Annotated in this window: 24 protein-coding genes; 7 read left to right on the forward strand and 17 right to left on the reverse strand. The window is 68.4% G+C overall.

Annotated elements, in window-relative coordinates:
- Positions 1 to 24: 24 nt before the first annotated feature.
- The 6 genes from OHA25_RS55175 to OHA25_RS55200 all read right to left on the reverse strand — a co-directional run bounded on the left by OHA25_RS55175 (position 25) and on the right by OHA25_RS55200 (position 7,676).
- Positions 25 to 603, reverse strand: a complete 579-nt coding sequence (locus OHA25_RS55175) for a GTP-binding protein (RefSeq protein WP_305918244.1) — start codon at positions 601 to 603, stop codon at positions 25 to 27.
- The gene (locus OHA25_RS55180) at positions 584 to 910 is read right to left on the reverse strand and encodes a DUF742 domain-containing protein (RefSeq protein ID WP_049565056.1); all 327 of its coding nucleotides are present in this window, start codon (positions 908 to 910) and stop codon (positions 584 to 586) included. Before OHA25_RS55180 ends, OHA25_RS55175 begins: the two co-directional genes overlap by 20 nt.
- Before the next feature lie 102 nt (positions 911 to 1,012).
- Positions 1,013 to 1,435 (reverse strand): roadblock/LC7 domain-containing protein, encoded by a 423-nt coding sequence (locus OHA25_RS55185; protein ID WP_090935862.1) that lies wholly within the window; start codon positions 1,433 to 1,435, stop codon positions 1,013 to 1,015.
- Positions 1,432 to 4,668: a nitrate- and nitrite sensing domain-containing protein gene (locus OHA25_RS55190; protein ID WP_327584806.1), complete on the reverse strand. Its 3,237-nt coding sequence runs from the start codon at positions 4,666 to 4,668 to the stop codon at positions 1,432 to 1,434. The genes OHA25_RS55185 and OHA25_RS55190 overlap by 4 nt, the downstream gene beginning before the upstream one ends.
- Positions 4,669 to 4,920: 252 nt before the next feature.
- Complete coding sequence (locus OHA25_RS55195; protein WP_327584807.1) at positions 4,921 to 6,318, reverse strand: aminobutyraldehyde dehydrogenase; 1,398 nt, start codon at positions 6,316 to 6,318, stop codon at positions 4,921 to 4,923.
- A gap of 14 nt (positions 6,319 to 6,332) precedes the next feature.
- The gene (locus tag OHA25_RS55200; RefSeq protein ID WP_327584808.1) at positions 6,333 to 7,676 is read right to left on the reverse strand and encodes a glycosyltransferase; all 1,344 of its coding nucleotides are present in this window, start codon (positions 7,674 to 7,676) and stop codon (positions 6,333 to 6,335) included.
- Between the two features lie 126 nt (positions 7,677 to 7,802).
- On the opposite strand from OHA25_RS55200, the gene OHA25_RS55205 reads away from it, so the two are divergent.
- Positions 7,803 to 8,408: a TetR/AcrR family transcriptional regulator gene (locus OHA25_RS55205; RefSeq protein ID WP_305918248.1), complete on the forward strand. Its 606-nt coding sequence runs from the start codon at positions 7,803 to 7,805 to the stop codon at positions 8,406 to 8,408.
- Between the two features lie 5 nt (positions 8,409 to 8,413).
- Here OHA25_RS55205 and OHA25_RS55210 read toward each other — a convergent pair whose 3' ends face one another.
- From OHA25_RS55210 to OHA25_RS55225, 4 genes are read right to left on the reverse strand one after another with little or no spacing between them, the layout of a single operon-like run.
- Positions 8,414 to 9,463: an ABC transporter ATP-binding protein gene (locus tag OHA25_RS55210; protein ID WP_327584809.1), complete on the reverse strand. Its 1,050-nt coding sequence runs from the start codon at positions 9,461 to 9,463 to the stop codon at positions 8,414 to 8,416.
- A complete protein-coding gene (locus OHA25_RS55215; protein WP_327584810.1) occupies positions 9,450 to 10,232 on the reverse strand; it encodes an ABC transporter permease in 783 nt (260 codons plus the stop codon). The genes OHA25_RS55210 and OHA25_RS55215 overlap by 14 nt, the downstream gene beginning before the upstream one ends.
- The gene (locus OHA25_RS55220; protein WP_327584811.1) at positions 10,225 to 11,091 is read right to left on the reverse strand and encodes an ABC transporter permease; all 867 of its coding nucleotides are present in this window, start codon (positions 11,089 to 11,091) and stop codon (positions 10,225 to 10,227) included. Before OHA25_RS55220 ends, OHA25_RS55215 begins: the two co-directional genes overlap by 8 nt.
- Positions 11,092 to 11,096: 5 nt before the next feature.
- Positions 11,097 to 12,215, reverse strand: coding sequence for a polyamine ABC transporter substrate-binding protein (locus OHA25_RS55225; RefSeq protein WP_327584812.1), 1,119 nt, complete (start codon positions 12,213 to 12,215; stop codon positions 11,097 to 11,099).
- Positions 12,216 to 12,452: 237 nt separating this feature from the next.
- Here OHA25_RS55225 and OHA25_RS55230 point away from each other — a divergent pair, with 237 nt between their 5' ends.
- Positions 12,453 to 13,517: a hypothetical protein gene (locus OHA25_RS55230; RefSeq protein ID WP_327584813.1), complete on the forward strand. Its 1,065-nt coding sequence runs from the start codon at positions 12,453 to 12,455 to the stop codon at positions 13,515 to 13,517.
- Positions 13,514 to 14,473 (forward strand): SIS domain-containing protein, encoded by a 960-nt coding sequence (locus OHA25_RS55235; RefSeq protein WP_327584814.1) that lies wholly within the window; start codon positions 13,514 to 13,516, stop codon positions 14,471 to 14,473. Before OHA25_RS55230 ends, OHA25_RS55235 begins: the two co-directional genes overlap by 4 nt.
- Here the strand turns inward: OHA25_RS55235 and OHA25_RS55240 are convergent.
- From OHA25_RS55240 to OHA25_RS55255, 4 genes are all read right to left on the reverse strand, one after another.
- Positions 14,467 to 15,033, reverse strand: coding sequence for a GTP-binding protein (locus tag OHA25_RS55240; RefSeq protein WP_327584815.1), 567 nt, complete (start codon positions 15,031 to 15,033; stop codon positions 14,467 to 14,469). The two genes, OHA25_RS55235 and OHA25_RS55240, sit on opposite strands and share 7 nt — an antisense overlap.
- Positions 15,014 to 15,328 carry a DUF742 domain-containing protein gene (locus OHA25_RS55245; protein ID WP_327591191.1) on the reverse strand — a complete coding sequence of 105 codons (315 nt, stop codon included), beginning with the start codon at positions 15,326 to 15,328 and terminating at the stop codon, positions 15,014 to 15,016. Before OHA25_RS55245 ends, OHA25_RS55240 begins: the two co-directional genes overlap by 20 nt.
- A gap of 135 nt (positions 15,329 to 15,463) precedes the next feature.
- Positions 15,464 to 15,883 (reverse strand): roadblock/LC7 domain-containing protein, encoded by a 420-nt coding sequence (locus tag OHA25_RS55250; RefSeq protein WP_442942003.1) that lies wholly within the window; start codon positions 15,881 to 15,883, stop codon positions 15,464 to 15,466.
- Complete coding sequence (locus OHA25_RS55255) at positions 15,880 to 18,630, reverse strand: nitrate- and nitrite sensing domain-containing protein (RefSeq protein ID WP_327584816.1); 2,751 nt, start codon at positions 18,628 to 18,630, stop codon at positions 15,880 to 15,882. The genes OHA25_RS55250 and OHA25_RS55255 overlap by 4 nt, the downstream gene beginning before the upstream one ends.
- A gap of 342 nt (positions 18,631 to 18,972) precedes the next feature.
- On the opposite strand from OHA25_RS55255, the gene OHA25_RS55260 reads away from it, so the two are divergent.
- The 4 genes from OHA25_RS55260 to OHA25_RS55275 all read left to right on the forward strand — a co-directional run bounded on the left by OHA25_RS55260 (position 18,973) and on the right by OHA25_RS55275 (position 23,927).
- A complete protein-coding gene (locus tag OHA25_RS55260) occupies positions 18,973 to 20,028 on the forward strand; it encodes a quaternary amine ABC transporter ATP-binding protein (protein WP_327584817.1) in 1,056 nt (351 codons plus the stop codon).
- Positions 20,025 to 21,941: an ABC transporter permease gene (locus tag OHA25_RS55265; RefSeq protein WP_327584818.1), complete on the forward strand. Its 1,917-nt coding sequence runs from the start codon at positions 20,025 to 20,027 to the stop codon at positions 21,939 to 21,941. Before OHA25_RS55260 ends, OHA25_RS55265 begins: the two co-directional genes overlap by 4 nt.
- Positions 21,938 to 22,906: an ABC transporter substrate-binding protein gene (locus OHA25_RS55270; RefSeq protein WP_327584819.1), complete on the forward strand. Its 969-nt coding sequence runs from the start codon at positions 21,938 to 21,940 to the stop codon at positions 22,904 to 22,906. The genes OHA25_RS55265 and OHA25_RS55270 overlap by 4 nt, the downstream gene beginning before the upstream one ends.
- A gap of 85 nt (positions 22,907 to 22,991) precedes the next feature.
- On the forward strand, positions 22,992 to 23,927 hold the full coding sequence (locus OHA25_RS55275; RefSeq protein WP_327584820.1) for an ABC transporter substrate-binding protein: 936 nt from the start codon (positions 22,992 to 22,994) through the stop codon (positions 23,925 to 23,927).
- Positions 23,928 to 23,966: 39 nt separating this feature from the next.
- Here the strand turns inward: OHA25_RS55275 and OHA25_RS55280 are convergent, their stop codons facing one another.
- The 3 genes from OHA25_RS55280 to OHA25_RS55290 all read right to left on the reverse strand — a co-directional run bounded on the left by OHA25_RS55280 (position 23,967) and on the right by OHA25_RS55290 (position 25,844).
- Positions 23,967 to 24,743: a TetR/AcrR family transcriptional regulator gene (locus tag OHA25_RS55280; RefSeq protein WP_327584821.1), complete on the reverse strand. Its 777-nt coding sequence runs from the start codon at positions 24,741 to 24,743 to the stop codon at positions 23,967 to 23,969.
- A gap of 179 nt (positions 24,744 to 24,922) precedes the next feature.
- Positions 24,923 to 25,453 (reverse strand): GTP-binding protein, encoded by a 531-nt coding sequence (locus tag OHA25_RS55285; protein ID WP_327584822.1) that lies wholly within the window; start codon positions 25,451 to 25,453, stop codon positions 24,923 to 24,925.
- 28 nt (positions 25,454 to 25,481) lie between these two features.
- Positions 25,482 to 25,844 (reverse strand): DUF742 domain-containing protein, encoded by a 363-nt coding sequence (locus OHA25_RS55290; RefSeq protein WP_138665684.1) that lies wholly within the window; start codon positions 25,842 to 25,844, stop codon positions 25,482 to 25,484.
- Positions 25,845 to 25,862 lie beyond the last annotated feature (18 nt).

Consider the following 25,862-nt stretch of genomic DNA (forward strand, 5'->3'; position numbering starts at 1 on the left):
GACCGGGCGGCACCCGGGAAACGTCTATACGGGCGTGTGCATGTGGCGGGTCAGGGCGTGCTCCACCAACGTGATCAAGGTCGCTTTGACGGACTCTCGTTGCCGGGCGTCCAGGCGGACGATGGGGATGTGGCCGCCGACCGACATGGCCTCGCGGATATCCTCCTCGCCGTGCGCGAACTGGCCGTCCCAGCCGTTGACACCGATCACGAACGGCAGTTTCGCCTCTTCGAAGTAGTCGATGGCCGGGAAGCTGTCGGCCAGGCGGCGGGTGTCCACCAGCACGACCGCGCCGATCGCGCCCTTGACCAGGTCGTCCCACATGAACCAGAACCGGTGCTGTCCAGGCGTGCCGAACAGGTAAAGGATCAGTTCACGGTCCAGCGAGACGCGGCCGAAGTCCATGGCGACGGTCGTGGTCGTCTTGTTCGGCGTGAGCGAGACGTCATCGACGTGAGCGGAGGCGTCCGTCATGACCGCCTCCGTGGTGAGCGGGAGGATCTCCGACACCGCACCCACGAACGTCGTCTTGCCCACGCCGAAACCCCCGGCCACGACGATCTTCGTCGAGGTCAGGCCGGGGCTAGAGCCTGCGAAGTCCACTGAGCACCCTTTCGAGCAAGTTGAGGTCCGGCTTTCCCGCGTCCAGCGCAGGCTGGTGCACGCGGATCAGGCCCTCCGACGCCATGTCGGCGATCAGCACCCGGACCACACCAAGGGGCTGGCGTAAAAGGGCGGAGATCTCAGCAACCGACCGGACGTTCCGAGTCAGTTGGATGATCGCCTGATACTCCGGACTCAGTAGGGAAATGTCTTGGTATTCCGACGTCACGGAGGACACCAGTGCCTCCATGGCGAACTTCATCCGCGGGGCCGTGCGCCCCCCGGTCACGGCATACGGCCGTACCAGGGAGCTCGGCTTCTGCGGACGGGGAGCCGCCGGATGCGGCGGAGTGCTATCACCAGCCCAACCCTGACCTGTCACTATGATCTCCGTTCACACACCCCCGCGCTAGCGGGGGCGGGCCGCTTGCAGCTCAGCGCGTACGGCCGGAGTCAGCACCTGCCCCGCACGCTCGACCAGCAGGGTCATCTGGTACGCCACCAGGCCCATGTCACAGTCGGGCGCGGCCAGGACCGCCAAGCAGGATCCATCGCTGATGGACATGATCATCAATAGCCCGCGCTGCATCTCGATGACGGTCTGCGTCACCATGCCGCCTTCGAAGACCCGCGCGGCGCCCTGGGTCAGGCTGATCACGCCCGAGGCGACCGCCGCGAGCTGATCGGCCCGGTCCTTGGGAAACCCCTCGGAGAAGGCCAGCGGCAGGCCGTCAGACGAGACCACGACCGTGTGCGCGACACCTGGCACATTGTTCACGAAATCCGTGATCAGCCAGCTAATGCCACGCGCTCCCTGGCTCATCTCTCTCATTTGTCCTCCTCATTTTCTTCACCGCGGGTGAACGCTCGGCCTTGCCGGACACCCTGCTGGAAGCTGGAGAGCCGGTTACGCAGTCGCTCTGGCGAGATCTGCGGCGCCGGCGACGTGGGCTGGGGCTCGGCGAGGCTGGCCGTACCGGGGACCAGGTTGGCCTTGGGGACGCGGCGCGGCAGGCCCGAGGCCGTGGTGCCGCCCTGCGCGGGCTGGGCGGCCGCCTGCGCGGCCTGGAAGCCGGAGTCCGCGGGCGAGGACCAGGACCCGCCTGCACCGGACTGGCCGGGCTTGCGCTGGGGCAGCGGCGTCGTCCCCGGAGACGCGGGCGCGTCGGAGGGGATGGCCGGGTGCACGGCGGTGGTCTCGGACTCTTCCTCGAACGAGGGCCCGGCCTGCGCGTGCTGATCGGCCGGGAACGGCGGCTCGGAGCGCGGCCTCAGCTGCTCGGGATCCGGCCGGCGGAACCAGTCGGAGCCAACCGACGAGAAGATCGGCAGGAACTCCTCGCCGTGCTCCTCCATGGGCGAGTTGCGCACGACCGGCAGCGGGCCGGTCATGTCCTGGGAGGAGTAGCGGCCGGGCCCGAACGGATCGTAGTCGCCGTGCCCATTCTGCTGGAACCTGTCGGCAGGCTGGGGCTGCTCACCGAACGGGGCGCGGTAGTCATCGCCGTACTGCGGCCGCGGCAAGTCCTCCGACTCGAACATCGACCTGCGCGGCATCGGGTCGGCGAAGGACGACCACGGGGCCGGCTCCTGCTGGTCCTTCGGCGGCTCAGTGGCGAACGAGGGCCAGCGAGGCTCCTCCTCCGGCAAGGGCGGTGGCTGCTCGGCAAACGACGGCCACCGGTTCTCCGCGAACGAATGAGGCTGCGCGGGCGCCGGCGGCGCCTCTTCCGCGAACGACGGCCAGCGCGGCTCCTCGGACCAGCGCTGTTCCTCCTGCGGCCGGACAACAGGCGGTTCCTCGGCGAACGACGGCCAGCGCGGCTCGTCGGCCACGCCTCCCGGCGCCCCACCGGGCATCCCACCTGCCTGCTGCTCACCGAACGCCGCAGGCTGCTGCCCGCCGAACCCGGGCTGCTCACCGAACGCCGCAGGCTGCTGTTCACCGAACCCGGGCTGCTCACCGAACGCCGGGGGCTGGTCGCCGAAGGACGGCCAGGAGCCGGTCCCCGGCGCGGGCACCGAGCCCGGCCACTCCGTGTCCACCACTTGGAAGGACGGATCGGCGGAAGGCGTCGAGTGCCGCGGTCCCGATCCGTTCGTCGACGGCTGCCCGAACATGCTCGGGTCGAACGACGTGAACGCCTCGTACTGCCCGCCCTGCTGCGGCACCCCGGCCGCGCTGGTGATCAGCATGTCGGGCAGCATGACCAGCGCGCTCAGGCCACCGGTCTCCCGCATGCTGAGCTGGACCCTGATGCCGTGCCGCAGCGCCAGCCGGCCGACCACGAACAGGCCCATGCGCCGTGACACCGACACGTCCACCACCGGCGGGTTGGCCAGGCGCCAGTTGGCCTCGGCCAGCTCCTCCTGGCTCATGCCGATGCCCAGGTCGTTGATGGTGACCAGCACGCCGCCCTCGGCAGGCGTGCTGGTGACCGCGACCTTGCTCTCGCGCGGGGAGAACGAGATCGCGTTCTCGATCAGCTCGGCCAGCAGGTGGACGGCGTCGGTGACGGCCGGACCGACGATCAGCGTGCCGGACGGGATCTGGATCTGGACGCGTTCGTAGTTCTCGACCTCCGACAGCGAGGCGCGGGCGATGTCGACCAGCGGCACCGGCTCGCTCCACTTGCGCGCGGCCTCCTGGCCGGCGAGGACCAGGAGGTTCTCGCTGTTGCGGCGCATGCGGGTGGCCAGGTGGTCGAGGCGGAAGAGGTTCGCGAGCCGCTGCTCGTCCTCTTCACCCTGCTCCAGGCCCTCGATGAGCTGCAGCTGCCGCTCGACGAGCGTCTGGCTGCGGCGGGAGAGGTTGACGAACATGGCGTTGACGTTGGCGCGCAGCTTGGCCTCGTCGCCGGCCAGCCGGATCGCCTCGCGGTGGACCTCGTCGAACGCCCGCGCCACTTCACCGATCTCGTCGCGGGTGTTGACGCCGACCGACGGTACCTCGGGCACGCGTGCGCCCTCACCCTGCTCGCGCAGGACGCGGACGGTCTCGGGCAGCCGGGTGGTGGCCACTTGGAGCGCCTCGGCCCGCAGTCGCCGCAGCGGGCGGACCAGCGAGCCGGCCACGCGGGTGGTGATGATCAGGACGAGCAGCAGCAGGATGAGGATCATCGCACCGGAGATGATCGCGTTGCGCTGCTCGGTGTTGCTCAGGTCGCTGGTGGTGGTCACGATCTTCGTGGCCAGGGCGTCCTCGACCTTGCGCATGGCGTTGGCGGTCAGGGTGGTGCTGTCGTACCAGAAGTTCAGGTCCCTGCCGGTGGTGACGTCGAGGTCCCTGATCCGGTTGTACTCGCGCACCTGGGCCAGTGCGCGCTGCCGCATGGCGTCGGCGCGGTCGATCTGCAGGCCTCTGACACCCTGCTGGTAGGCCCGCAGGTCCGCGGCATCGGCCACTTGCTCGAAGGCCGCCTGCTCGGACTGCTGCCGGTTCCAGGAGCCCAGGAAGTCGGTGAGGGCCTCGTTGTCCAGCTCGCGCTCGACGAGCGCGACGATCAGGATGATCTGCTGGCGCGAGACCTCCTCCTTCATGCCCTGCAGCGAGCCGAGCGCGGCCACGTCCCGCTGGAGGAGGTCGTCGTTGACGCCGTCTCCCAGGCCGTCCTGGACCGACGAGAAGATGCCGATCATGGTGCTGTACGTGCCGATGGCGGCGCGCGCAGGCACGTTGCCCACCATGGAGTCACGCAAGCTGTCGAGGCCGTCGAGCCAGCGCTTCAGGCTCACGACCCCTTCCTGGACGCGGGTGGAGTGCGTCTCGTCGATGTTCGACGCGGCGGTCAGCACCTGCGCCTTGATCTTGTCCGTGGCCTCGCGCTGGGTCTTGAGCTGGACGAAGCGCCCTGCCCTGTCACGGTCGGCGACGTACCACGCGGTGAGCGTGCGTTCCTTGCCGAGCTCGTGGTTGAGCGCGCCGATGCGCTGGACCAGCTCGGCGACCTGAGTCAGGCGCCGGTATTCGGCGCTGGTCCCGATCGCGTTGGCCAGCTGGACACCCGCGAGCAGCACACCCACGACCGTCGGGATGAGGATGAGGGCGACCAGCCTGGAGCGCACACGCCAGTTAGCCAGCCGGAACCTTCCGCCTGTGTACTCCCCTGACCGCGTGTGCCTGGGGTCTTTCGTCCTCACTGACTCTCGCAACCTCTCACCGGTACGTGCTCGAAAGAAATCAGTCACGCGTGGGGCGCATGGGATTACGTCCGGCTGGGTAATTGGAACACAACCCGTACCAGATCGGCCAACCGAACATATCCCATCAAACGTGCCCGTAGCAGCACTTCAAGGCACATAGTGCTGCACGTGATTTCAGGCGGGCCGGAACGAGTCTCGTCCGGCCGGTGCCGCGTGCTTGACCATCAGGTGCCGCGTCACCGAATACTCCAGCACCGCCTCCTGGCTCATGTCCTTGCCGAACCCGCTGCCCTTCACCCCGCCGTGCGGCGCCTCGCTGGCGATGGGAAGATGGTCGTTCACCCAGGTCACGCCCACATCCAGCCGGTGCGAGACGCGCATCGCGCGGGACACGTCGCGCGACCACACCGATGACGCCAAACCGTACCTGGTGTCGTTGGCCAGCCGGACCGCCTCATCCTCGCCGTCGAACGGCAACACGACCAGGACCGGCCCGAACAGCTCTCCTTGGACGATCTCACTTTCCTGTGCGACATCGGTCACAAGTGTGGGCGGATAAAAAAAACCGGGCCCGTCGAGCGAGACGCCGCCGTGCAGCACCCGCCCGCCCGAGCGGGCGACGAACCCGTGCACCCGCTCCCGGTGGGCGGCCGAGATCAACGGGCCGATGTCGGTGGCCGGGTCCCAGGGGTCACCGACGGAAATTTCAGCAAGTGTTGCCCGGAGCGCCTCGACCGCGTCACCGTAGATCTCCTTGGCGACGTAGACGCGGGTCGCGGCCGTGCAGTCCTGCCCGGTGTTGTACGTCGCCCCCATCGCCACGCCGCGGGCCATCTCCGCCACGTCGGCGTCCTCGAAGACCAGCGCCGGCGCCTTGCCGCCGAGCTCCAGGTGCACCCGCTTGAGCGTGGCCGCGGCGCCGGACATCACGGCCCGGCCGGTCTCCGTGGAGCCCGTGACGCTGACCATGTCCACGCCCGGGTCGGTGACCAGTGCCTGGCCGGCCTCGGCGGCGCCGGTGACCGCCTGGACCAGCCCTTCGGGCGCGCCCGCCTTGGCGAACAGCTCGGCGAGACGCAACGTCGTCCGCGGCGTCTGCGGGGCCGGCTTGATCACCACCGCGTTGCCCGCGGCCACCGCCGGACCGACCTTCCAGACCGCCATGACGAACGGGAAGTTCCACGGCGCGATCGACCCCACCACCCCGACGGGACGGCGCAGCATGACCGAGGTGTAGCCGGGGCTGAACACCCCGGCGCCCGAGCCGTCGAGCGAGCGGGCGGCGCCGGCGAAAAAGCGCAGGTTGTCCACGGCGAAGGGCAGCTCGCCGTCCCTGAACACCGCCGCCGGCTTGCCGGTCTCCTCGACCTCGAGCCTGGTCAGCTCCTCGGCGTCGGCCTCCACGAGGTCGGCCAGCCGTAGCAGCAGCCGCGCGCGCTCGGCGGGCGTGGTCTGCGACCACTCCTCGTACGCGGCACGCGCGGCCCGTACGGCCGACGCCACGCCCTCCACCGGCGTGTCCGGAATTTCGGCACACGGGAGCCCAGTGGCGGGGTTGATCAATTCACGCATGGAAGGTCAAATCCTTACTGGCCGAGCTGCTCGATCAGGTCGGCGGCCTTGCGCAGGCCGTCGCGACGCCGGATCTCCTCGCCCGCCGCGGCGAGCCGCGCCCGCAGCTCCGCGTCGCCGAGCAGCCGCGCGATCGCCCCGGTCAGCTCCTCGTCGGTGAAGGCGTAGGTCGAAAGCCTGACACCATAGCCCAATTCATCGACCCGCTGGGCGTTGTCGTACTGGTCCCAGAAGAGCGGCAGCAGGATCATCGGCTTGCCGAAGTGCAGCGCCTCGGTGGTCGTGTTGTTGCCGCCATGGGTGATGACCAGGTCGCACTGTGGAATGATCTTAGTCTGCGGGAGGAACTCCGCGCCCCACATGTTGTCGGCGAGCTTGATCTCCTCGTGCAGCGGGCCCTTGGAGACGATGTACTGGTGCGAGGTGGTGGCCAGCACGTCGATCACCCGCTGCATGAGCTCCACGTCGGAGGAGCCGAGCGAGCCGAGCGAGAAGTAGATCAGCGAGCCCTCGTGCTTATGGTCGCGCCCGCTTCGCTCCTCGTTGGCTCCTTCGTCGCTCTCTCGTCGCGAGCTCCTGCGCTCGGGGCGCTGGAAGGGCAGCGTGAACTCCTCGTCCGTCTCACGGACCGAGGAGTCGAGCCGGTGCCAGGCCGGGCCGAGCGGGCGAGCGTCGGTGTAGTCGAGGATCTCCGGATAGACGTAGAGGTTCAGGTCGCCCTGGTGGATGAAGTCGAGGTCGGGCAGCGGCTCGGTGCCCTGCTCGACGCACCACTCGTTGAAGGCGCTCCACAGCTCGCGGTGCGTGCGGTCGTACTCGGCGCGGAAGGCGTCCCACTCGGCGCGGTCGTCCGCGGGCAGGCCGGAGAAGACCGGCGCGATGTCCTCCCCGCGCACCTCCAGCGGGTTGCAGGAGACGATGCGGACGAACTTCTTGCCCGCCGTGAGCAGCGCCGGGAACGTGATCACGTTGTCCTCGACGATGATGTCCGGGTTCACCCGCTCGATGATGACCTTGAGCTTCGGCTCGCAGTATTTCACGCCGTCGATCAGCTCAGCCCAGATGGGCGCGGTGACGGTCTCGAGCTGCTCCTTCGTGCTCTTGCGGTATTCGGGCGCGGTCTCGCGGATGAAGTCCTTCCAGAACTGCCCCGGGTCCTGCTCCTCGGCGTTCTCGGGCGGCGGCGCGAGGTCGACCAGGTCTTCCTCGAAGCCGAGCGCCTCCAGCTTGCCCTTCCACGACGCCTCCGCGGCGAAGACGACGCGGTGGCCGCGGCGGCGCAGGATGTCGCCGATGCCGATGGAGTTGTTGGTCGGGCCGTACGCGCTTTCCGGCATGAACAGGATCGTGAGAGACATCGACACTCCGGGGGATCTTCAGCGAGTTGAAGGAGAATTCAAAAACGTATCTAGCGTGAAGGTCAAGTTAAGGGCACTATGGTCACGGCTAACTGAACGGTAACCGAAGACGTGAAGGTGGTGGGGGTGGCCAAGCGCAAGAGCCGGAGCGACCGCCGTCTCGACTTGATCGAGGCCGCGCGCAAGGCCATCGTCCGCCACGGCATCGATGGTGTACAGCTCTCGCACGTCGCCGAGGAGGCCGGGCTGACCTCCGGAGCCGTCCTCTACCACTACCCCAACCTCAGTGACCTGCTGGTCGAGGCGCAGCACGCGGGGATGGAGCGCTTCTACGAGCAGCGGATGCGCCGACTGGCCGACTTCACCGACCCGGCCGAGAAGCTGGTCGTCACGATCAGGTCGGGGTTGCCGACCGGACCGCTCGACCCGGACGTGCGCCTGCTCAACGAGCTGGGCGGGGCCGCGGGCCGCAACTGGGTCTACGGCGTCCTGCTCTCCTCGCTCTACGACCGCCAGGTGTCGATGTACCAGGCGATCCTTGACACGGGGGCCGCGCTCGGCGTGTTCCGGCTGAGCTCGGACTCCCTGACGATCGCGCGCAATCTGGTGGCCCTGGAGGACGCGTACGGTTACCGCATCACGGCGAGGCACCCGGTGATCGGACCGGATGAGGCGGCGGAGCTGATCCTGTCGTACGCCCGTGCGGCCACGGGCAACGACCTGGCACTCTGATGGGTTCATTGATCCACCGCCACGATCACGGCGTCCTGGGCGTTCCAGCGCACCTTGACCTTGGCGCCCGTCTGCACCGAGCTCGCCCCCTGCACGGCCACCAGCACCGGCTTGGGATGCCCCGGCACGTCCACGGAGATGTGCGACACGCCGCCGTAGAAGCTGACGTCCAGGACGCTGCCCGCCAGGCCCCTGACCGCGCTCTCGTCGGCGAGCTCGACCTTTTCGGGACGTACCGCCAGCAGAGCCGGTGAGCCGGCTGTGAGCTCCGTGAGCGGCGCACCGGGCAACATGCCGAACGCGTCGCTCTTGAGCGCCTCCATGCCGCTCGCGGCGCCGCGGAAGAGGTTGTTGGCGCCGACGAAGTCGGCCACGAACGGCGAGCGCGGCCGCTCGTAGAGCGCGACCGGCTCGTCCACCTGGCGCACCTTGCCGCTGTCGAAGACCGCGATGCGGTCGGCCAGCGACATGGCCTCCTCCTGGTCGTGGGTGACGACCACGAACGTGATGCCGACCTCGTGCTGCAGCCGCTTGAGCTCCAGCTGCATGTCGGCGCGGACCTTCTTGTCCAGGGCCGACAGGGGCTCGTCGAGCAGCAGCAGGCGGGGCCGCTTGACAATGGAGCGGGCCAGCGCCACCCGCTGCCGCTGCCCGCCGGACAGCTGAGCGGGCTTGCGGTTCGCGTGCTGGGAAAGGCCGACCGTCTCCAGCACCTCGCCGACACGCTGCTTGATCTCCTGGCGGGGCAGCCGCTCGCGCTCCAGCCCGTACGCCACGTTCTTGGCGACGGTCATGTGCGGAAACAGCGCGTACGACTGGAACATGAGGCTGATCGGCCGCCTGTTGGGCGCCTTGGCCAGCAGGTCGTCCCCGTCGAGCGTCACCTTGCCCGCGTCCGGCGTCTCGAACCCGGCGACGATGCGCAGCAGGGTCGTCTTGCCGCACCCGGAGGGCCCCAGGAGGGCGAAGAACTCGCCCTGCTCGATCTGGAGCGAGACCTCGTCGAGCGCGGTGACGTTCCCGAACGCGCGGCTGACGCCGTCAATCTTGAGCACGTGACTTCTCCCCGATCTTGGTCATCCGCTGCCCGGCGATCACCGCCGTAAAGCTCACCAGGAGCAGGATCGCGGCCAGCGCGTTGATCTTCGGGGTCACCCCGAAACGAAGCATGGAGTAGATGACGATCGGCAGCGTCGGCTCGGCGTTCCCGATCGTGAAGAAGGCGATCACGAACTCGTCCAGCGACAACGTGAACGCCAGCAGCGCGCCCGCGACAATGCCGGGCGCCAGCTGCGGCAGCGTGATCCGCATGAATGTGACCACCGGCCCGGCCCCCAGGTCGCGCGAGGCCTCCTCCAGCGAGGCGTCGGCGCCCGCGAGCCTGGTCCGCACCACCGCCGCCACGAACGCCATGGAGAAGAGCGCGTGCGCGAGCGTCACCGAATACAGGCCCAGCGTGAGCTGGATCATCCCGTAGAAGACCAGCAGCCCGATCGCCAGCACGAGGTCGGGCAGCACGGCGGGCGTGAGCACGATCGCGTCGAGGGTCTTGGACCTGGTGTATCTGGCCAGCCCGACGGCCAGCAGCGTACCCAGCACCGTGGCGATCGCGGTCGAGCCGGTGGCCACGATCAACGTGTTGACCAGGCCGGTCGCGATCCGCTCGTCGGCGGCCAGCTCGCCGTACCACTTGAGGCTGAACCCCTCGTAGGTGTACGCCGACCTGCCCGCGTTGAACGACATGACCACCAGCACGGCGATCGGCAGGTAGAGGAAGACATACGTGGCCCAGAACGGGACGTACAGGAGCTTTGACCTACGCACGGCGGGCCGCCCATGCCTGCGCGATCAGCAGCACGATCAGCACCGCGATGAGCGCCAGCGCCAGCGTCGAGCCGAACGGCCAGTCGCGCGCCTTCAGGAACTGGTCGCGGATGAGGTTGCCCACCATGATCGACTTGTTGCCGCCCAGAATCTCGGGGATGACGAAGTTGCCGAAGCTGGGCACGAACACGAACAGGCACCCGGTCAGCACGCCCGGCACCGTGAGCGGCAGTGTGACCTTCCTGAAGGTGGTGAACCCGGAAGCCCCGAGGTTCGCCGACGCCTCCCGCAGTTGCGGGTCGAGCCGCTCGATCGCCGAGTACAGCGGGAGCACCATCAGCGGCAGGTAGGAGTAGAGCAGCCCGGTGACGATCGCGCCCTGGTTGTAGAGCAGCTCGTACGGCCCCAGCCCGAGTGCCTTCAGCCCGCTGTTGACCAACCCGGGGCCGCTGAGCAGCATGATCCAGGCGTAGACCCGGATGATGAAGTTCGTCCAGAACGGCAGCACGATGGCGACCAGCGCGATCGTCTTCCACTTGGGCGGCAGCTGAGCGATCACGTACGCCGTCGGATAGCCGATGAGCAGCGCGATCAGCGTCGTCAGGCCGGCGATCTTCAGCGAGTTGCCGACCACGCCCAAGTAGAGCGGGTCGATCAGGCGGGTGAAGTTCTCGGTCGTGAACTCGTACACGACGCCGCCGAAGCGCCCGCGCTGGAACACCGTGTAGCTCAGCACCAGCGCCAGCGGCGCCAGCAGCAACACCACCAGGTAGGTCAGCCCGGGCGAAAGGAAAACGAACGCGCCCAGCCGGCGGCCCCTGGAGCGGGGCGCCGGCCGGGCCTTTGCCTCTGACTTCACCGCAATTACGACTGCGCCGTGACTTCGGTCGACAGGCGGGTGTACTTGGTCGACGCCTGCCCCAGGTCGATGATCGCCTCACCGTTGAGCAGCTCGGCGGGCTTGATGCCGAGCAGCGAGCCCGCGGGGACCTGCACCTTGTCCATGGCGGCCTTGTTGGGGACCTTGTAGTTGATGTTCGCGGCGGCCCAGCTGTGGATCTCGGGGTCGAGGATGTAGTTGATCAGGGCGTGCGCCGCCTCCTTGTTCTTGGAGGTCTTCATGATCACCATCGTGTCCACCCAGAGGTCGCTGCCCTCCTTCGGCACCACGAACTTGATGTTCTTCTCCGAGGTCGGGCACCAGCCGTCCCACGCCTCGACCATGACGGCCTCGCCGGACTTCAGCTTGTCGCCGAACGTGGTGTCGTCGTAGCCGAGCAGGTGCGGCTTGGCCGAGAGCAGCAGCTCCTTGGCCTTGGCGATCTCGTCGTCCTTGTCGGTGTTGACCGAATAGCCGAGCGACTTGAGCGCGGGCAGGGCCAGCCAGCGCTCGGTGGTCATCATCGTGACCTTCTTGTCGGCCCAGGCGGGCGGCTTGAGAAGATCGTTCCAGCTCGTCACCGGGGTCTTCGCCAGGTCGGTGCGGTAGCAGATGCCCGTCGTGCCCCAGGTGTAGGGCACGGAGTACTTGTTGCCCTTGTCGTAGGAGAGCTGGGTGGCCTCCGGATAGAGGTTGGCCAGGTTGGGGATCAGCTCGGCGTGGATCGGCTCCAGCAGGCCCTGCTCGTTGAGCGCCTGGGCGTACTGGCCGGACACGAACGCCACGTCGACGCCGCTGTCACCGGGGGCGGTGAGCTTGGTCATCGCCTCCTCGTTCGTGGCATGCAGGCCGATCTTCATGTCCTTGACCTTGAGCTTCTCCTTGACCTTCTCGGGAAGCTCCTTGGGCGTGTAGCCATCCCAGACCGTCACCTGGAGCGTCTGCTGCGACAGATCCGCGTTGGGCTTGAGCTGGTCGGCCGTCGCCGCGGTCGTGCCTTGTGGACTGGTCGACGACTCACCGCCGCACGCCGCGACGGCGAGCGCGAGGCCGGCCGCCGCGACGGCGGCCGGAAGACGACGGGTGAACCGGATTCGGGACACGGCCGCTACTCCTTCTGAATGTGCGATGTACGAGGGGTCGCGCGACCTTACCGGACACAGCAGACCAGAGCAGGAGTGTTGCAGCAGAAATCAACATGAGCAAGACTTTTCCCCACATTGCTACCAGGAAGTTTGCTCTTCGTGTTGAATTGGTATTCAATTCGCCAGAGATTGATCTCTCTCGGTGAGAAACCCCTTACCGCCCGAGACCGCGGGTTCACCGCGGCTGTTTTGGCGGTGTTGGAGGATGAGGCGCCGCCGCCGTTCGCCGTGCGCCGCTTCCTTCCGTTGCCCACCCTCTCGTACGAGCGCGGAGATCTCCACACTGGGGTCCCGGCAGAGCGTGACTTCGGCGCTCACGTGGACCAGACGAACTACTCGGTCGTGGTGGAGGAGAAGGTCGTCGTCAAGTGGCTGACCCCGCCGGTGCCGCTGCCCCATCCCGCCCCTGAGATCTTCGCCCACCTCGTTGAGGCGGGCTTCAACGACACCGCCCCGCCCTACGCAGCTCTGACCGGGCCGGTGGACGGGCGCGAGTGCCTGCTGGCCCTGGTCACCGGCTATCTCCCCGAGGCGAGGGACGGCTGGGAATGGTGCGTGGACGAAGCCGAGGCAGGCACGACCGTCTTCGCCGCCGACCTCGGCCGTCTCGCCGCCGATCTCCACCTCGCCCTCGCCACCCTGCCGCACGCCCCCACCTCGCCGCACCGGCCCGCCGCCGGTGCGGCGAGCGGCCGGACGGCCGCCAGGGCGGAGGCGGCGCTGGACGAGGCGCTGGACGTCACGGACGGCGAGGACGGGCGCTGGCTGGCCACGCGCACCGGGCACCTCAGACGCGAGCTGGCCCGCCTGCACCAGCCCATCACCACCCCACGCATCAGGATCCACGGCGACCTCCACGTGGGCCAGATACTCAAATGGCGAGACGGCTACGCGGTCATCGACTTCGACGGCAACCCCACCGTCACGGACGCGGACCCGCATCAACCCGCCGCCAGGGACGTGGCCCAGCTGACGACGAGCCTGGAGCACGTGGCCCAGGTGGCGATCAAGAGACGCGGCCTGCCACCCGAAGAAGCGGCGTCGTGGGCGGCCAAGGCCCGCGCGATCATGCTGACGGCCTACAAGGCCCGCCTGTCCGCGCGGAACCGCCCGGACCTCCTGGACGAGACCCTGATCCGCCCGTTCGAGGTGGAGCAGGAGTGCCGCGAGCTGATCTACGCCGCCCGTCACCTCCCCCGATGGCGCTACGCCGCCATGGGCGTCCTCCACACCTGGTACCCCGAGGAGAACATCTCGTGAATTCTGAGCTCTACCTTTCCGACCTGGAGTCCAAGCCGGAGTCCCTCACGGCCCTGGCTGACGTCCTGACCAGGGAAGACCCCTTCGAGAAGCTCCCGCAGAGCACCACAAGGGTGCTGTTCCTCGGCATGGGCAGCTCCCGCTACGCCGCCGGTGTGGCGGCCCTGCGCCTGCGCGCCGCCGGCGTCGACGCGTATGCCGACTACGCCTCGGCGGCGGCCACGTACCCGCCTTCGAAGGACACGCTGGTGATCCCGATCTCGGCGACCGGCGGCAGCAGGGAGACCCTGGACGCCACCGAACGCTACGCCCAGGGCCCGGCGTTCGTGGCGGCCCTCACGAACGCGCCCGATTCGCCCCTGGCCGGACGAGCCGACCTCGTCATCCCGATGCACGCGGGCGAGGAGCGCGGCGGCGTGGCCTGCCGCACGTTCCAGCACACCCTGGCGCTCCTGCTGGCCCTGGAGACGAGGCTGACGGGAGCGGGCCGCGACGTGCCCACCCTGATCAAGAAGAGCGCGGAGGCCACGGCGGACCTCCTGGATCGCCGCGACGAGTGGCTGCCCCTGGCCATGGAGCTGCTGGACGGCCCCCACGGCGTCTACACGATCGCCCCGGCCGAGCGCCTGTCGTCGGCCGAGCAGTCGGCGCTGATGTTCAGGGAGGGCCCACGCCGTCCGGCCGACGCCGGTGAGACGGGCGACTGGGCGCACGTGGACGTGTACCTCACCAAGACCCTCGACTACCGCGCCCTGCTCTTCCCGGGCTCCCGCTACGACGCTCAGGCCATGGACTGGGTACGGGAGCGCGGGTCCACCGTGATCACCGTGGGCGCCGACGTGCCGGCCGCCGCGGCGGCCGTCCGCTACGCGCACGATGACGACCCGGACGTGGCGCTGCTGACCGAGACGCTGGTGGCCGAGCTGGTGGCCGCTTACTGGTGGAACGCTCAGTGAGCCCGCACGGTGACCGCGTGCTCCACGAGGGTGATGAGCGTGCGCTTGACCGCCTGCCGGTCCCTGGCGTCCGTCCGGACGATCGGCACATGGGCTGAGAGCGTCAGCGCCTCCCGCACCTCGCTCTCGATGTGCGGGAACTCGCCGTTCCAGCCGTTGAGCCCGACCACGAACGGCATCCCCGACTCCTCGAAGTAGTCGACGGCGGGGAAGCTGTCGGCCAGCCGCATCGAGTCCACGAGCACCACGGCTCCGATGGCCCCGCGGACGAGATCGTCCCACATGAACCAGAACCGGTGCTGTCCAGGCGTGCCGAACAGGTAGAGAATCAGGTCGCTGTCGAGCGTGAGCCGGCCGAAGTCCATGGCCACGGTGGTGGTGGTCTTGCCGGGCGTGTGCTCGAGGTCGTCGATGCCCTCGGACGCCTCGGTCATCACCGCTTCGGTGGTCAACGGCATGATCTCGGAAACCGCGCCCACGAATGTGGTCTTCCCCACACCGAACCCGCCTGCCACGACGATCTTCGTGGAGGTGAGCCGGCTAGAGCCTGCGAAGTCCACTTAAAACCCTTTCGAGCAGGCCCCTGTCCGGCAGTCCTGCCTCCAACTGCGGCTGGTACACCTTGACCAGCCCGTCCGCCTCCATGTCGGCGACCAGCACCCGCGCGACGCCGAGCGGGACGCTCAGCAGCGCGGAGATCTCCGCCACGGACCTGACCTGACGGCACAGCTCGCTGATCGCACGGTATTCGCGGGCGTAGGTCGGGCCGAGCTGCGCCGAGGTGGCCGACGATACCAGTGCCTCCATGGCGAGGTTGCTGCGCGGAGCGGTCCTGCCGCCCGTCACGGCGTACATCCGGACCAGCGAGCTGCGCTCGGCCTCCGGCTCCCCGTTATGCCACGATGCCACGTCTGCTCCTCACTGCGTTCATCTGGCCTCGCCCCGCGAGGCGGTCCTGTGATGGGATGTCCTCGCTTCGCTGCGGATCCCTCACCGGCGACCGCTGGACAGCTCCGCCCGCACGGCCGGCGTCAGCACCTGTCCCGCCCGCTCGACCAGGATCGTCATCTGGTACGCCACCAGCCCCATGTCGCAGTCGGGCGCGGCCAGCACCGCCAAGGAAGATCCGTCGCTGATCGACATCACCAGCAGCAACCCGCGGTCCATCTCGACGAGGGTCTGGGTGACACTTCCGCCTTCGAAGACCCTCGCGGAGCCCTGGGTGAGGCTGACGAGCCCGGCGGCGATGGCGGCCAATTGGTCGGCGCGGTCCTTGGGGAAGCCTCGGGAGAACGCCATGGGCAGCCCGTCAGCGGAGACGACCACAGCGTGCGCGACGCCGGGGACCTCGTCGACGAAGCTGCTGACCAGCCAGTTCATGTCCCTGGCGGCTTGGCTCAGCTCCTTCATGAGTCCTCCTCGAGCTCTGAGCGACCCTTGCGCACACCCTGCTGGTAGCTGGCCAGCCTGTTGCGCAGGCGATCAGGAGACAGCGGAGGAGCGGAAGCGGGGGGCGGCTTCGGGTTTGCGGTGCCCGGTACCAGATTCGCTCTCGGCGTCCGCTTCGGCAAGCCCGAGTTCGTAGTCCCGCCCTGAGCCGGCTCCTCGGCCGCACCGGCCGCCTGCCAGCCCTGGTCGGCGGGCGACGACCAGGCAGGGTCCCGGCGGTCGGCGGTGGGCGCCGACTTGGTGAACCAGCTGCTGTCCTCCACGGACGCGAAGATCGGCAGGAACTCGTCCTTGGATGACGCCGGTGTGGCGAACGAGGGATACGTCGCGGGCGGCGTGGTCACGTCCGGCGGCGGCTCCACGGTGGCCGAGCCGGAGCTCGTGTGCGGCGAGCTGAACCACGACGACGGCTCCGGCGCGGGCGGCGCGACGTCGAACGACGGGTGTCCGGGCCCGTAGGGCGGCATGGCCGGCTGCCCCTGCCGCGGCACCTCCACGTCCCGCTGGAACCCTGAGCCGAACGGCTCGGACGCGAACGACTGGGAACCGAACGGCTCGGACGCGAAGGACTGGGAGCCGAACGGCTCCGACGCGAACGGCTGCTGCTCCGACGTGAACGGCTCCGACCCGAACGACGGGGAGCCGAACGACGACTGAGACCCGAACGGCTGCCGGGCCGGCGGCTGCATGGTGTGCGGCTGGGCGGCGGGCGACTGGGCGGCGGACGGCTGCATGGCGGGCATCGTGCCGGGCACGTCGGTGAGCAGCATCGGCGGGATGAGCACCATGGCCGTCAACCCGCCGATGTCCTGGCGACGCAGCTGGACCCGGATGTTGTGCCGCAGCGCCAACCGGCCGACCACGAACAACCCCATGCGGCGCGACACCGACACATCCACCACCGGCGGGTTGGCCAGCCGCCAGTTCGCCTCGCCCAGCTCTTCCTGGCTCATGCCGATGCCGTTGTCGGTGACCGACAACATCAGCGAGCCGCCGTCGATGCGGCTGCTGGAGATGATGACCTTGGTGTCCCGCGAGGAGAACGAGACCGCGTTCTCGATGAGCTCCGCCAGGAGGTGCACCGCGTCGGTGACGGCCTGCCCGGCGATGGCGACGTCCGACTGCACCTGGATGCTGACCCGGTCGTAGCTCTCGACCTCGCCGAGCGCGGCACGCACGATGTCCATCAGCTCGACAGGCTCGCTCCACTTGCGCGCGGCCTCCTGCCCGGCGAGGACCAGCAGGTTCTCGCTGTTGCGGCGCATGCGGGTGGCCAGGTGGTCGAGCTTGAACAGGTCGCCGAGCCGGGCGTCGTCACGCTCGCCCCGCTCCAGCTTCTCGATCAGCGTCAGCTGCCGCTCGACCAGCGTCTGGCTGCGCCGCGACAGGTTCACGAACATGGCGTTGACGTTGGCGCGCAGCCGCGCCTCGTCGCCGGCCAGCCGCACGGCCTCGCGGTGCACCTCGTCGAAGGCGCGGGCGAGCTCGCCGACCTCGTCCTTGGAGAAGATCCCGATGGGCGGCACCTCGGCGTCGACCGCGCCGTCGCGGGACTCGCGCACGTGCTGGACGAAGGCGGGCAGCCGCTTGCCGGCGATCTCCAGGGCCTCGCCGCGCAGCCGGCGCAGCGGCCGCACGAGCGACCTGGCCACCCCGGTGGTGATCAGCAACACGGCCACCATCAGCGCGAGCACGGCGCCCGCGGTCACGAACGCGCGCTGCCTCTCGTCCGCGCTGAGCGCCTCGCTGCGGGCCACGATGCCCTGGGCCTGGCGGTCCTCGACCTTGCGCATGGAGTCGACGACGACGTCCGACGCCTCGTACCACTCCTTGGCGTCGTCGCGCTTGCCCAGGTCGAGCCCGCGGAGCGGGAGCCCGTTCGTGGCCCTGATCAGCACCAGCTCGCGCAGGAACAACATGCGCTCGGCGGTGTTGCCGTTGACGGTCTCGTCGAAGAAGCGGCGCTCCTCGGCGGTGGCCTCAGCGGCGAAGCCCTTGCGCTCGTTGGTCTCCTTGGACTGCTCGCCGAGGAAGCGCTTGAGCTGGTCCTGATCGAACGCGCCCTCCACCAGCACGACCGTGACCAGCGCCTGCTGGTAGGAGACGCTCTCCTTGGCCCGGGCCAGCGCGTCGAGCATGCGGGTCTGGCGGAAGAGCTCGTCGTCGGCGCTGCCCTTGATCAGCTCGTTGTGCACGGACAGCAGGTCGTTGATCACCGTCGTGTAGAGCTCGACGGCGGGCCCGGGCAGCAGGTTGGCGTCCAGCGCCTGCTTGCGCAGGGCCGTCAGGTCGTCGAGGCGGTTGAGCAGCTGCTCGAGCTGGTCCTCGGTACGGCCCGTGACCTCGCTCGTCAGCCGCCTGGCGATGCCCCGCACGTCCGTGGCCGCCGAGTCCACCTCGGTCATCTGGGCCCGCACGTCGGCCAGCCCGTCCGTGGGCCGGTTGCGCGCGATGTACCAGGCGGTCCTGGCGCGTTCGCCGGAGACGGCGTGGGTGAGGGCGCCCAGTTCCTGCGACAGCTGGGCGAACTGGTTCGTCCGTGCGAAGTCACCGGCCGCGGCTGTCGAGGCGAGCACCTGGATGCCGCCCAGCAGCACGGCTGCGGCCGTCGGAATCAGGATCAGGGCGACGAGCCGTGCGCGGACACGCCAATTTCGCAGGCGCCAGTTACCCTCGCTGGCTTGCCTCTGGCCCAGCTCTGTACTCACCGAACGCACCTCGCCCGGGATCGGCATATTTGTTGGGGTGCTGTGTCCACTGAGGAAATCAGCAAGTGCCGGTAATTGGAACACATCACACGCAGGGGAGGCTACCCGAACATAACTTGGCAAAATTGAAGTTCTGTGACTGAAGGGACAAACCTGGAACTCCATCTACGGACCCGAGAAGTGAGAAATAAACCAATAACTCACCTCATGTCAACATATGGGTGATTTGAACGTTTCAACCCGCATAACACGCCGGAGGCACCCCGGTCTCCGGACGGTCACAACATTGAGATTGACGTTATTCACCACATATGTTGAGCCCCGGCAAACGAGGAGGCGAGTGTGGGGGATTCTCCCGACAGCGCGGCAATCACTGTTGAGGGCCTTTGGAAGATCTTCGGGTCCAGGGCGCAAAAGGTGCTGGACAGCGAGGACCGGCGTCTCGAGCCTGCCGCGCTACGCGAGAAGACCGGCTGCACCGCCGCCGTCAGGGACGTGAGCTTCGAGGTGCGTCCCGGCGAGGTCTTCGTGGTCATGGGCCTGTCGGGCAGTGGCAAGTCCACCCTCGTACGCTGCCTCACCCGGCTCATCGAGCCCAGTGCGGGCGAGATCAGGATCGGCGGCGAGGACATCGGCCGCGCCTCCCCCGCCCGGCTCCGGGAGATCCGCCGCCATCAGGTCAGCATGGTCTTCCAGCACTTCGGCCTGCTGCCGCACCGCAAGGTGATCGACAACGTGGCGTACGGCCTGGAGATCCAGGGCACGCCCAAGGCGGTCAGGCACGCGCGGGCCGGGGAGATCCTGACGCTCGTCGGCCTCGACGGGTACGCCGACGCCTACCCGGACCAGCTCTCCGGCGGCATGCAGCAGCGCGTCGGCCTGGCCAGGGCCCTGGCCGTCGACCCGCAGGTGATGTTGTTCGACGAGCCGTTCAGCGCGCTCGACCCGCTGATCAGGCGGGACATGCAGGCCGAGGTGATCCGCCTGCACCGCGAGGTCGGCAAGACGATGGTGTTCATCACCCACGACCTGTCCGAGGCGCTCAAGCTGGGCGAGCGGATCGCGATCATGCGGGCCGGCTCGATCGTGCAGCTCGGCACCGCGGAGGAGCTGGTGGGCGCGCCCGCCGACGACTACGTGTCCGACTTCGTCCGCGACGTGCCCAGGAGCCATGTGCTGACGTTGCGCTGGATCTGCCGCGACCCCGAGCCCGGCGAGCCGTTGGACGGGCCGGAGCTGCCGGTCACCACGGTCATCAAGGACGCGATCGGCCTGGCTTCCGCCTCGGGCCGCCCGATCAAGGTGGTGGACGGCGACGACCTGGTGGGGGTCGTGGACCGCGTGGACCTGCTGACCTTCCTCTCGGGGCAGGACGTCCCGGTCACGGCGGGCGCATGAGCACGACCACCGCTGTCAGCGCGCCGTCCAGGGTGAAGCTGCCCCGATGGGCCGCACCGGCCGGGGCCGCCGTCCTGTTCGCGGCGGCGTACCTGGTCTTCCGCGGCACGGGGACGCTGCCGCACGACCAGGAGGCGCCGCAGTTCCTGGCCATCACCGAGCTGCGCGAGTGGATCGACGACCACCGCAACGACAATCCGCTGTTCCTGTACTTCCTCAACTACATCAGGCTCTTCGTCGGCGGGCTCTACGACCTGTTCCAGACCACCCTGTACGCTCTCGGCTGGCCCGGCATCACCGGCGTCATGGGCGCGCTGGCCTGGCTGGCCGGCGGCTGGCGCATCGCCTTGCTCGCGGTCGCGGGGGTGAGCGCGTTCGGCTTCCTGGGCCTTTGGGAGTCCAGCGTGGACACGCTGGCCCTGGTCGCGGCCGCGGTCCTGATGTCGCTGGCGATCGGGATCCCGATCGGTGTCTGGGCCGGGCTGTCGGACCGAGGGCGGCGGGCGATCACGCCGGTGCTGGACGTCATGCAGATCATGCCGACGTTCGCGTACCTGGCGCCGCTGGCGTTGTTCTTCCACATCGGCGCGCCGGCCGGGGCCATCGCGACGATGATCTACGCGATCCCACCGGCGATCCGCATCACCGCGCTGGCCATCTCGGAGGTCTCCCCCACCGCCGTCGAGGCGTCCGCGTCGCTGGGCGCCACCCGCCGGCAGACGCTCTTCAAGGTCTACCTGCCGCTGGCCAGGTCCACGATGGCGCTGGCGATCAACCAGACGATCATGATGGCCCTGTCCATGGTCGTCATCGCGAACCTGATCTCCGCACCCGGCCTGGGCGGCGACATCATCCGCGGCCTGTCACGGGCGCAGGTCGGCATCATGCTCCCAGCCGGCGTGGCCATCGTGATCATGGCCGTGGTGCTCGACCGGATGATGACGGCGGTCTCCCGGCGCGGTCCGCATGCCACGCTCGGCAGGGCCGATCTCATCGCGGCCGGCGTGCTGGGCGTCGGGGGGCTCGCGCTCATCCCCCTGCTCCCGCGCATGTGGCCGGAGAGCTGGACGCTCAACGTGGTCGCCGAGGTCAACGACGCCGTCCTCTGGGCCGAGACCACGTGGTATCCCGTCACGACGTTCATCAAGGACCTCACCACCGAGGGCCTGCTCAACCCGCTGGAGAGGCTGCTCACCTCGGCCCCGTGGTGGCTGGTCGCGCTCGCCGTGCTGGCCGTCGCCTGGCGGGTCAGCGGTGTGCGGCGGGCGCTGACCGCGCTCGGCTGCCTGCTGGCGATCGCGTTGCTCGGCACGTGGGAGCACGCCATGCAGACGATGACCACGGTCGCCGTGGCGGTGCTGCTCACGCTCCTCATCGGCCTGCTGCTCGGGGTGGCCGCGGCCCGCTCGCCACGCTACTCGGCCGTGCAGCGACCCCTGCTCGACGCCGCCCAGACCATGCCGGCCTTCGTCTACCTGCTGCCGGCCTTGGCGTTGTTCGAGACCACCAGGTTCACCGCCATCTTCGCCTCGATCATCTACGCGGTGCCGCCCGTGGTGCGCCTGGTCGAGGACGGCATCAAGGCCGTGCCCGCCACGGTCGTCGAGGCGGCGACCTCGGCCGGCTCGACGCCCGGCCAGCTGCTGTGGAAGGTGCAGCTGCCGATGGCCAGGCAGGCCATCCTGCTCGCCGCCAACCAGGGCATCGTGATGACGCTGGCCATGGTCGTTGTCGGCGGCCTAGTAGGCGCCGGGGCGCTCGGCTACGACGTGGTCCTCGGCTTCTCGCAGCGGACCGACTTCGGTCTCGGATTCGTGGCCGGCATCGCGACGGTGCTGCTCGGAGTCATGCTCGACCGCATCACGCAGGGCGCCGACAGGCGCCCTTCCCCCCGAAAGAGGAAGCTCACATGAAGATACGCCTGCTCGCAGGCCTCCTCGTCCTTGGACTCGCCGCCACCGCCTGTGGTGGGGCCACGGTCGAGAGCTCTCCCAGCTCCACCGCCGCGCCGCAGGGCGGCGCCAGCAGTGCCGCGGGGACCGTCAAGATCGCGATCAACCCGTGGGTCGGGTACGAGGCCAGCGCGAACGTGGTCGCGTACCTGCTGAAGAACGAGCTCGGCTACAACGTCGAGCTGCCCGAGATCAAGGAGCAGCTGGCCTGGGAGGGCTTCGGGACCGGCGACGTCGACGTCATCATCGAGAACTGGGGCCACCCGGACCTGAAGAAGCAGTTCATCGAGGAGAAGAAGGTCGCGGTCGAGGCGGGCTCCACCGGCAACAAGGGCGTCATCGGCTGGTACATCCCGAAATGGATGGCCGAAAAGTACCCCGACATCACCGACTACAAGAACCTCAACAAGTACGCCGAGCTGTTCAAGACCTCCGAGTCCGGTGACAAGGGCCAGCTGCTGTTCGGCGACCCGTCCTACGTCAGCAACGAGGAAGCCCTGATCAAGAACCTCAAGCTGAACTTCAAGGTCGTGGTCGGCGGCAGCGAGGCGGCCCTGATCAAGGGCGCCCAGCAGGCGCAGGCGCAGAAGAAGCCGCTGCTGTTCTACTTCTGGGACCCGCACTGGCTGTTCAGCAAGACCGAGCTGGTCCGGGTCAACCTGCCCGCCTACACCGAGGGTTGCGACGCCGACCCCAAGAAGGTCGCCTGCGACTACCCGGAGATGGACCTCGACAAGATCGTGAGCAAGAAGTTCGCCGACACCGGCGGCAAGGCCTACGACCTCGTCAAGAACTTCAGCTGGACCAACGAGGACCAGAACGCCGTCGCCGACGACATGACCAACAACGGCATGACCGGCGAGCAGGCCGCCAAGAAGTGGGTGGAGGCCAACACCGCCAAGTGGCAGGCCTGGATCCCCAAGTGACCCCCTCGTGCGATCTCAGAGGTCGGCATGAGATCGCCCTGTCACGCCGCGGCCCCCACGGGGGCCGCGGCCGTGGAGACTTCCCATGCGCTTGAAGACGTTCGTCGGGCCGCTGGTCGCGGCCCTGCTCCTGACCGCCTGCACCGGCGAGGAGCCTGTAACCTCCGCCGGGTCCAAGGGGACCGTCAACCTCGACATTCACGCCTGGGTCGGGTACGAGGCGCAGGCCGCCGTGCTCGCCTACCTGCTGGAGCGCGAGCTGGGCTACAAGGTGAACAAGCGGAAGGAGAAGGAAGACCAGTCCTGGCGGGATTTCGAATCCGGCAAGGTCGATGTGATCATCGAAAACTGGGGCCATCCGGACCTGAAGAAGGAGTACATCGAGGAGAAGAAGGTGGCCCTGTCGGCCGGTCTCACCGGGAACAAGGGGGTGATCGGCTGGTACGTCCCCGAGTGGATGGTCAAGAAATATCCCGACATTACGGACTACCGAAACCTCGATAAGTACGCACACCTCTTCCGGACCGAGAAGACCGGAAACGCCGGGCAAATCCTGGATGGCGATCCGACGTTCGTCACCAATGACGAGGCTCTCGTGAAGAACCTCGGGCTGAATTACAAGGTCGTCTACTCCGGCAGCGAGGATGCGTTGATCAAGGCGGCGCAGAATGCCACCCGGAACCGGACGCCCCTTTTGATGTATTTCTACGAGCCGCAATGGCTGTTCACCAAGGTCAAACTCGTGAAGATCGCGCTCCCCCCGTACGCCGTGGGTTGCGACGCGGACGCGCGGAAGGTGGCCTGCGACTACCCGCCGTACCTGCTCGACAAGATCGTCAGTAAGCGGTTCGCGGAGAACGGCGGCAAGGCGTACGAGCTGGTCCGCAACTTCACCTGGACCAACGACGACCAGAACGCGGTCGCCGGCGCCATGATCAACGAGAAGCTGACCGCCGAAGAGGCCGCGGCCCGGTGGGTGGCGGAGAACAAGATCGTGTGGAAGGACTGGATCCCCCGCTGAGGTCCGGCTTGCGTGCCGCACGCCCTCGGCGACGACCTCTCAGGGCGAAGTAAGCCTTGCCCGCTGGCTGACCAGGGCCTCGATGCCGTCGAGCACGCGCTGCAGGCCGAACTCGAAGGCGTGCTCCGGGCTGTAGGCCGCGTTGAGCGCCTCGCCGGCCGCCTGGCCCACCCTGGCGGCCGTGGGGAAGCGCCCGGGGTCGGCGATCAGGCTGAGGAAGGGCGCGTGCGCGGCCCACCATTGCTCGTCGGTCATCCCCGTCTGGCTCTCGGCCTGCGCGGCGTCCACCGCCCCTCTGGCCGCCCCGTGCACGAAGCCGGTGATCAGCGTGATCACCGAGTCCATCTCCAGGTCTGTCAGGCCGATGCCGTCCACGGCACGCAACTCGTAGTCGTATTTCGCGGTGGCGTTCGGCCCGAGCACCGGCCGGGTTGCCGCGATCTGCAGCAGCCACGGGTGCCGCAGGTAGAGCGCCCAGTTCTCTCTGGCGATCTGCTCCAGCCTGCCCCGCCAGCCGCCCGGTGCATCCTCCGGCCTGGCGGTCTCGCCGTAGACCGTGTCGAGCATGACGTCGAACAGCTCCGGCTTGCCGGGCACGTACGTGTAGAGCGACATCGTGCCCACGCCCAGCCGCTCGGCCACGCGGCGCATGGACAGCGCCTGCAGTCCCTCAGCGTCGGCCACGTCGATGGCCGCGCGCACGATCCGCTCCACGCTCAGCTCAGGCCTGCCCTTGCGGCTGGTCCGCTCACTGGTCCGCCAGAGCAGCGCCAGGCTGCGGGCGGGATCGCCCTTCCCCGAATACTCCACGGTCACCCTCGTACGGTACAACGTACGGTTACCGGCCGAACGACGTACCCAACGAGAGAATGCGCGGACAACGGCGAGCCCAGCGGGCCGCAGGCACGCGGTGCGGCGGCCAGCCCGAGGGGGTTCCCAAAAAGCCTCTAAAACCAGATGCCGCGGCTCACGCACGCCGCCCCACGAACGCGGGCTTAGTGCACCGGCGCCGCGCGAAGGCGGACGACGTGCTCGACCAGCGCGATCAGCGTCGCCTTCACCGACTCGCGGTCACGGGCGTCGGTACGCACCACCGGCACGTGCGATGGGAGCGCGAGCGCCTCCCTGACCTCGTTGTCGGAGTGCAGGAAGTGGCCGTCCCAGCCGTTGATGCCGATCACGAAGGGCAGCTTGGCCTCTTCGAAGTAGTCGATCGCGGGGAAACTGTCGGCCAGACGCCGGGTGTCGGTCAGCACGACCGCCCCGATCGCGCCCTTCACCAGGTCGTCCCACATGAACCAGAACCGGTGCTGCCCGGGCGTGCCGAACAGGTAGAGGATCAGGTCGCGGTCGAGCGAGACCCGGCCGAAGTCCATGGCCACGGTCGTGGTCTGCTTGTTCGGGGTCATCCCGAGGTCGTCGATGCCCGCGGACGCGTCGGTCATGACCGCTTCCGTGGTGAGCGGGAGGATCTCCGACACCGCCCCCACGAACGTCGTCTTGCCCACGCCGAACCCCCCGGCCACGACGATCTTCGTCGACGTAAGCCCGGGGCTAGAGCCTGCGTAGTCCACTGAGCACCCTTTCGAGCATGTTGAGGTCTGGCTGTCCCTGGCTGAGGCGTGGCTGGTGCAGGCGGACAAGCCCTTCGTCGGACATGTCCGCCACGAGCACCCGGGCCACGCCCAGCGGGACGCGGAGCAGGGCCGAGATCTCGGCGACCGACCGGAACGTTCTGCACAGCTGCATGATGGCCTCCTGCTCGGGGGTGAGCAGGACCATCTCTTCGTCCGGGATCGACATGGACGAGATCAACGTCTCCATGGCGAGGTGATAGCGCGGCTCGGAACGGCCGCCTGTCACCGCGTAGGGACGGAACAGGGGCTCTTCTTCCCCGATTCCGTCAGTGCCGTACACGGCCCTCTCCCATCAGTT

Source organism: Nonomuraea sp. NBC_00507, assembly GCF_036013525.1.
Taxonomy (GTDB): domain Bacteria; phylum Actinomycetota; class Actinomycetes; order Streptosporangiales; family Streptosporangiaceae; genus Nonomuraea.

What these genes read in the sequence shown, in the direction of transcription:
- OHA25_RS55250 (WP_442942003.1), bottom strand. Translation starts at nt 15,883, where the DNA reads ATGAAGGAGCTGAGCCAAGCCGCCAGGGACATGAACTGGCTGGTCAGC.
- OHA25_RS55195 (WP_327584807.1), bottom strand. Translation starts at nt 6,318, where the DNA reads ATGCGTGAATTGATCAACCCCGCCACTGGGCTCCCGTGTGCCGAAATT.
- OHA25_RS55275 (WP_327584820.1), top strand. Translation starts at nt 22,992, where the DNA reads ATGCGCTTGAAGACGTTCGTCGGGCCGCTGGTCGCGGCCCTGCTCCTG.
- OHA25_RS55265 (WP_327584818.1), top strand. Translation starts at nt 20,025, where the DNA reads ATGAGCACGACCACCGCTGTCAGCGCGCCGTCCAGGGTGAAGCTGCCC.
- OHA25_RS55200 (WP_327584808.1), bottom strand. Translation starts at nt 7,676, where the DNA reads ATGTCTCTCACGATCCTGTTCATGCCGGAAAGCGCGTACGGCCCGACC.
- OHA25_RS55245 (WP_327591191.1), bottom strand. Translation starts at nt 15,328, where the DNA reads ATGTACGCCGTGACGGGCGGCAGGACCGCTCCGCGCAGCAACCTCGCC.
- OHA25_RS55185 (WP_090935862.1), bottom strand. Translation starts at nt 1,435, where the DNA reads ATGAGAGAGATGAGCCAGGGAGCGCGTGGCATTAGCTGGCTGATCACG.
- OHA25_RS55270 (WP_327584819.1), top strand. Translation starts at nt 21,938, where the DNA reads ATGAAGATACGCCTGCTCGCAGGCCTCCTCGTCCTTGGACTCGCCGCC.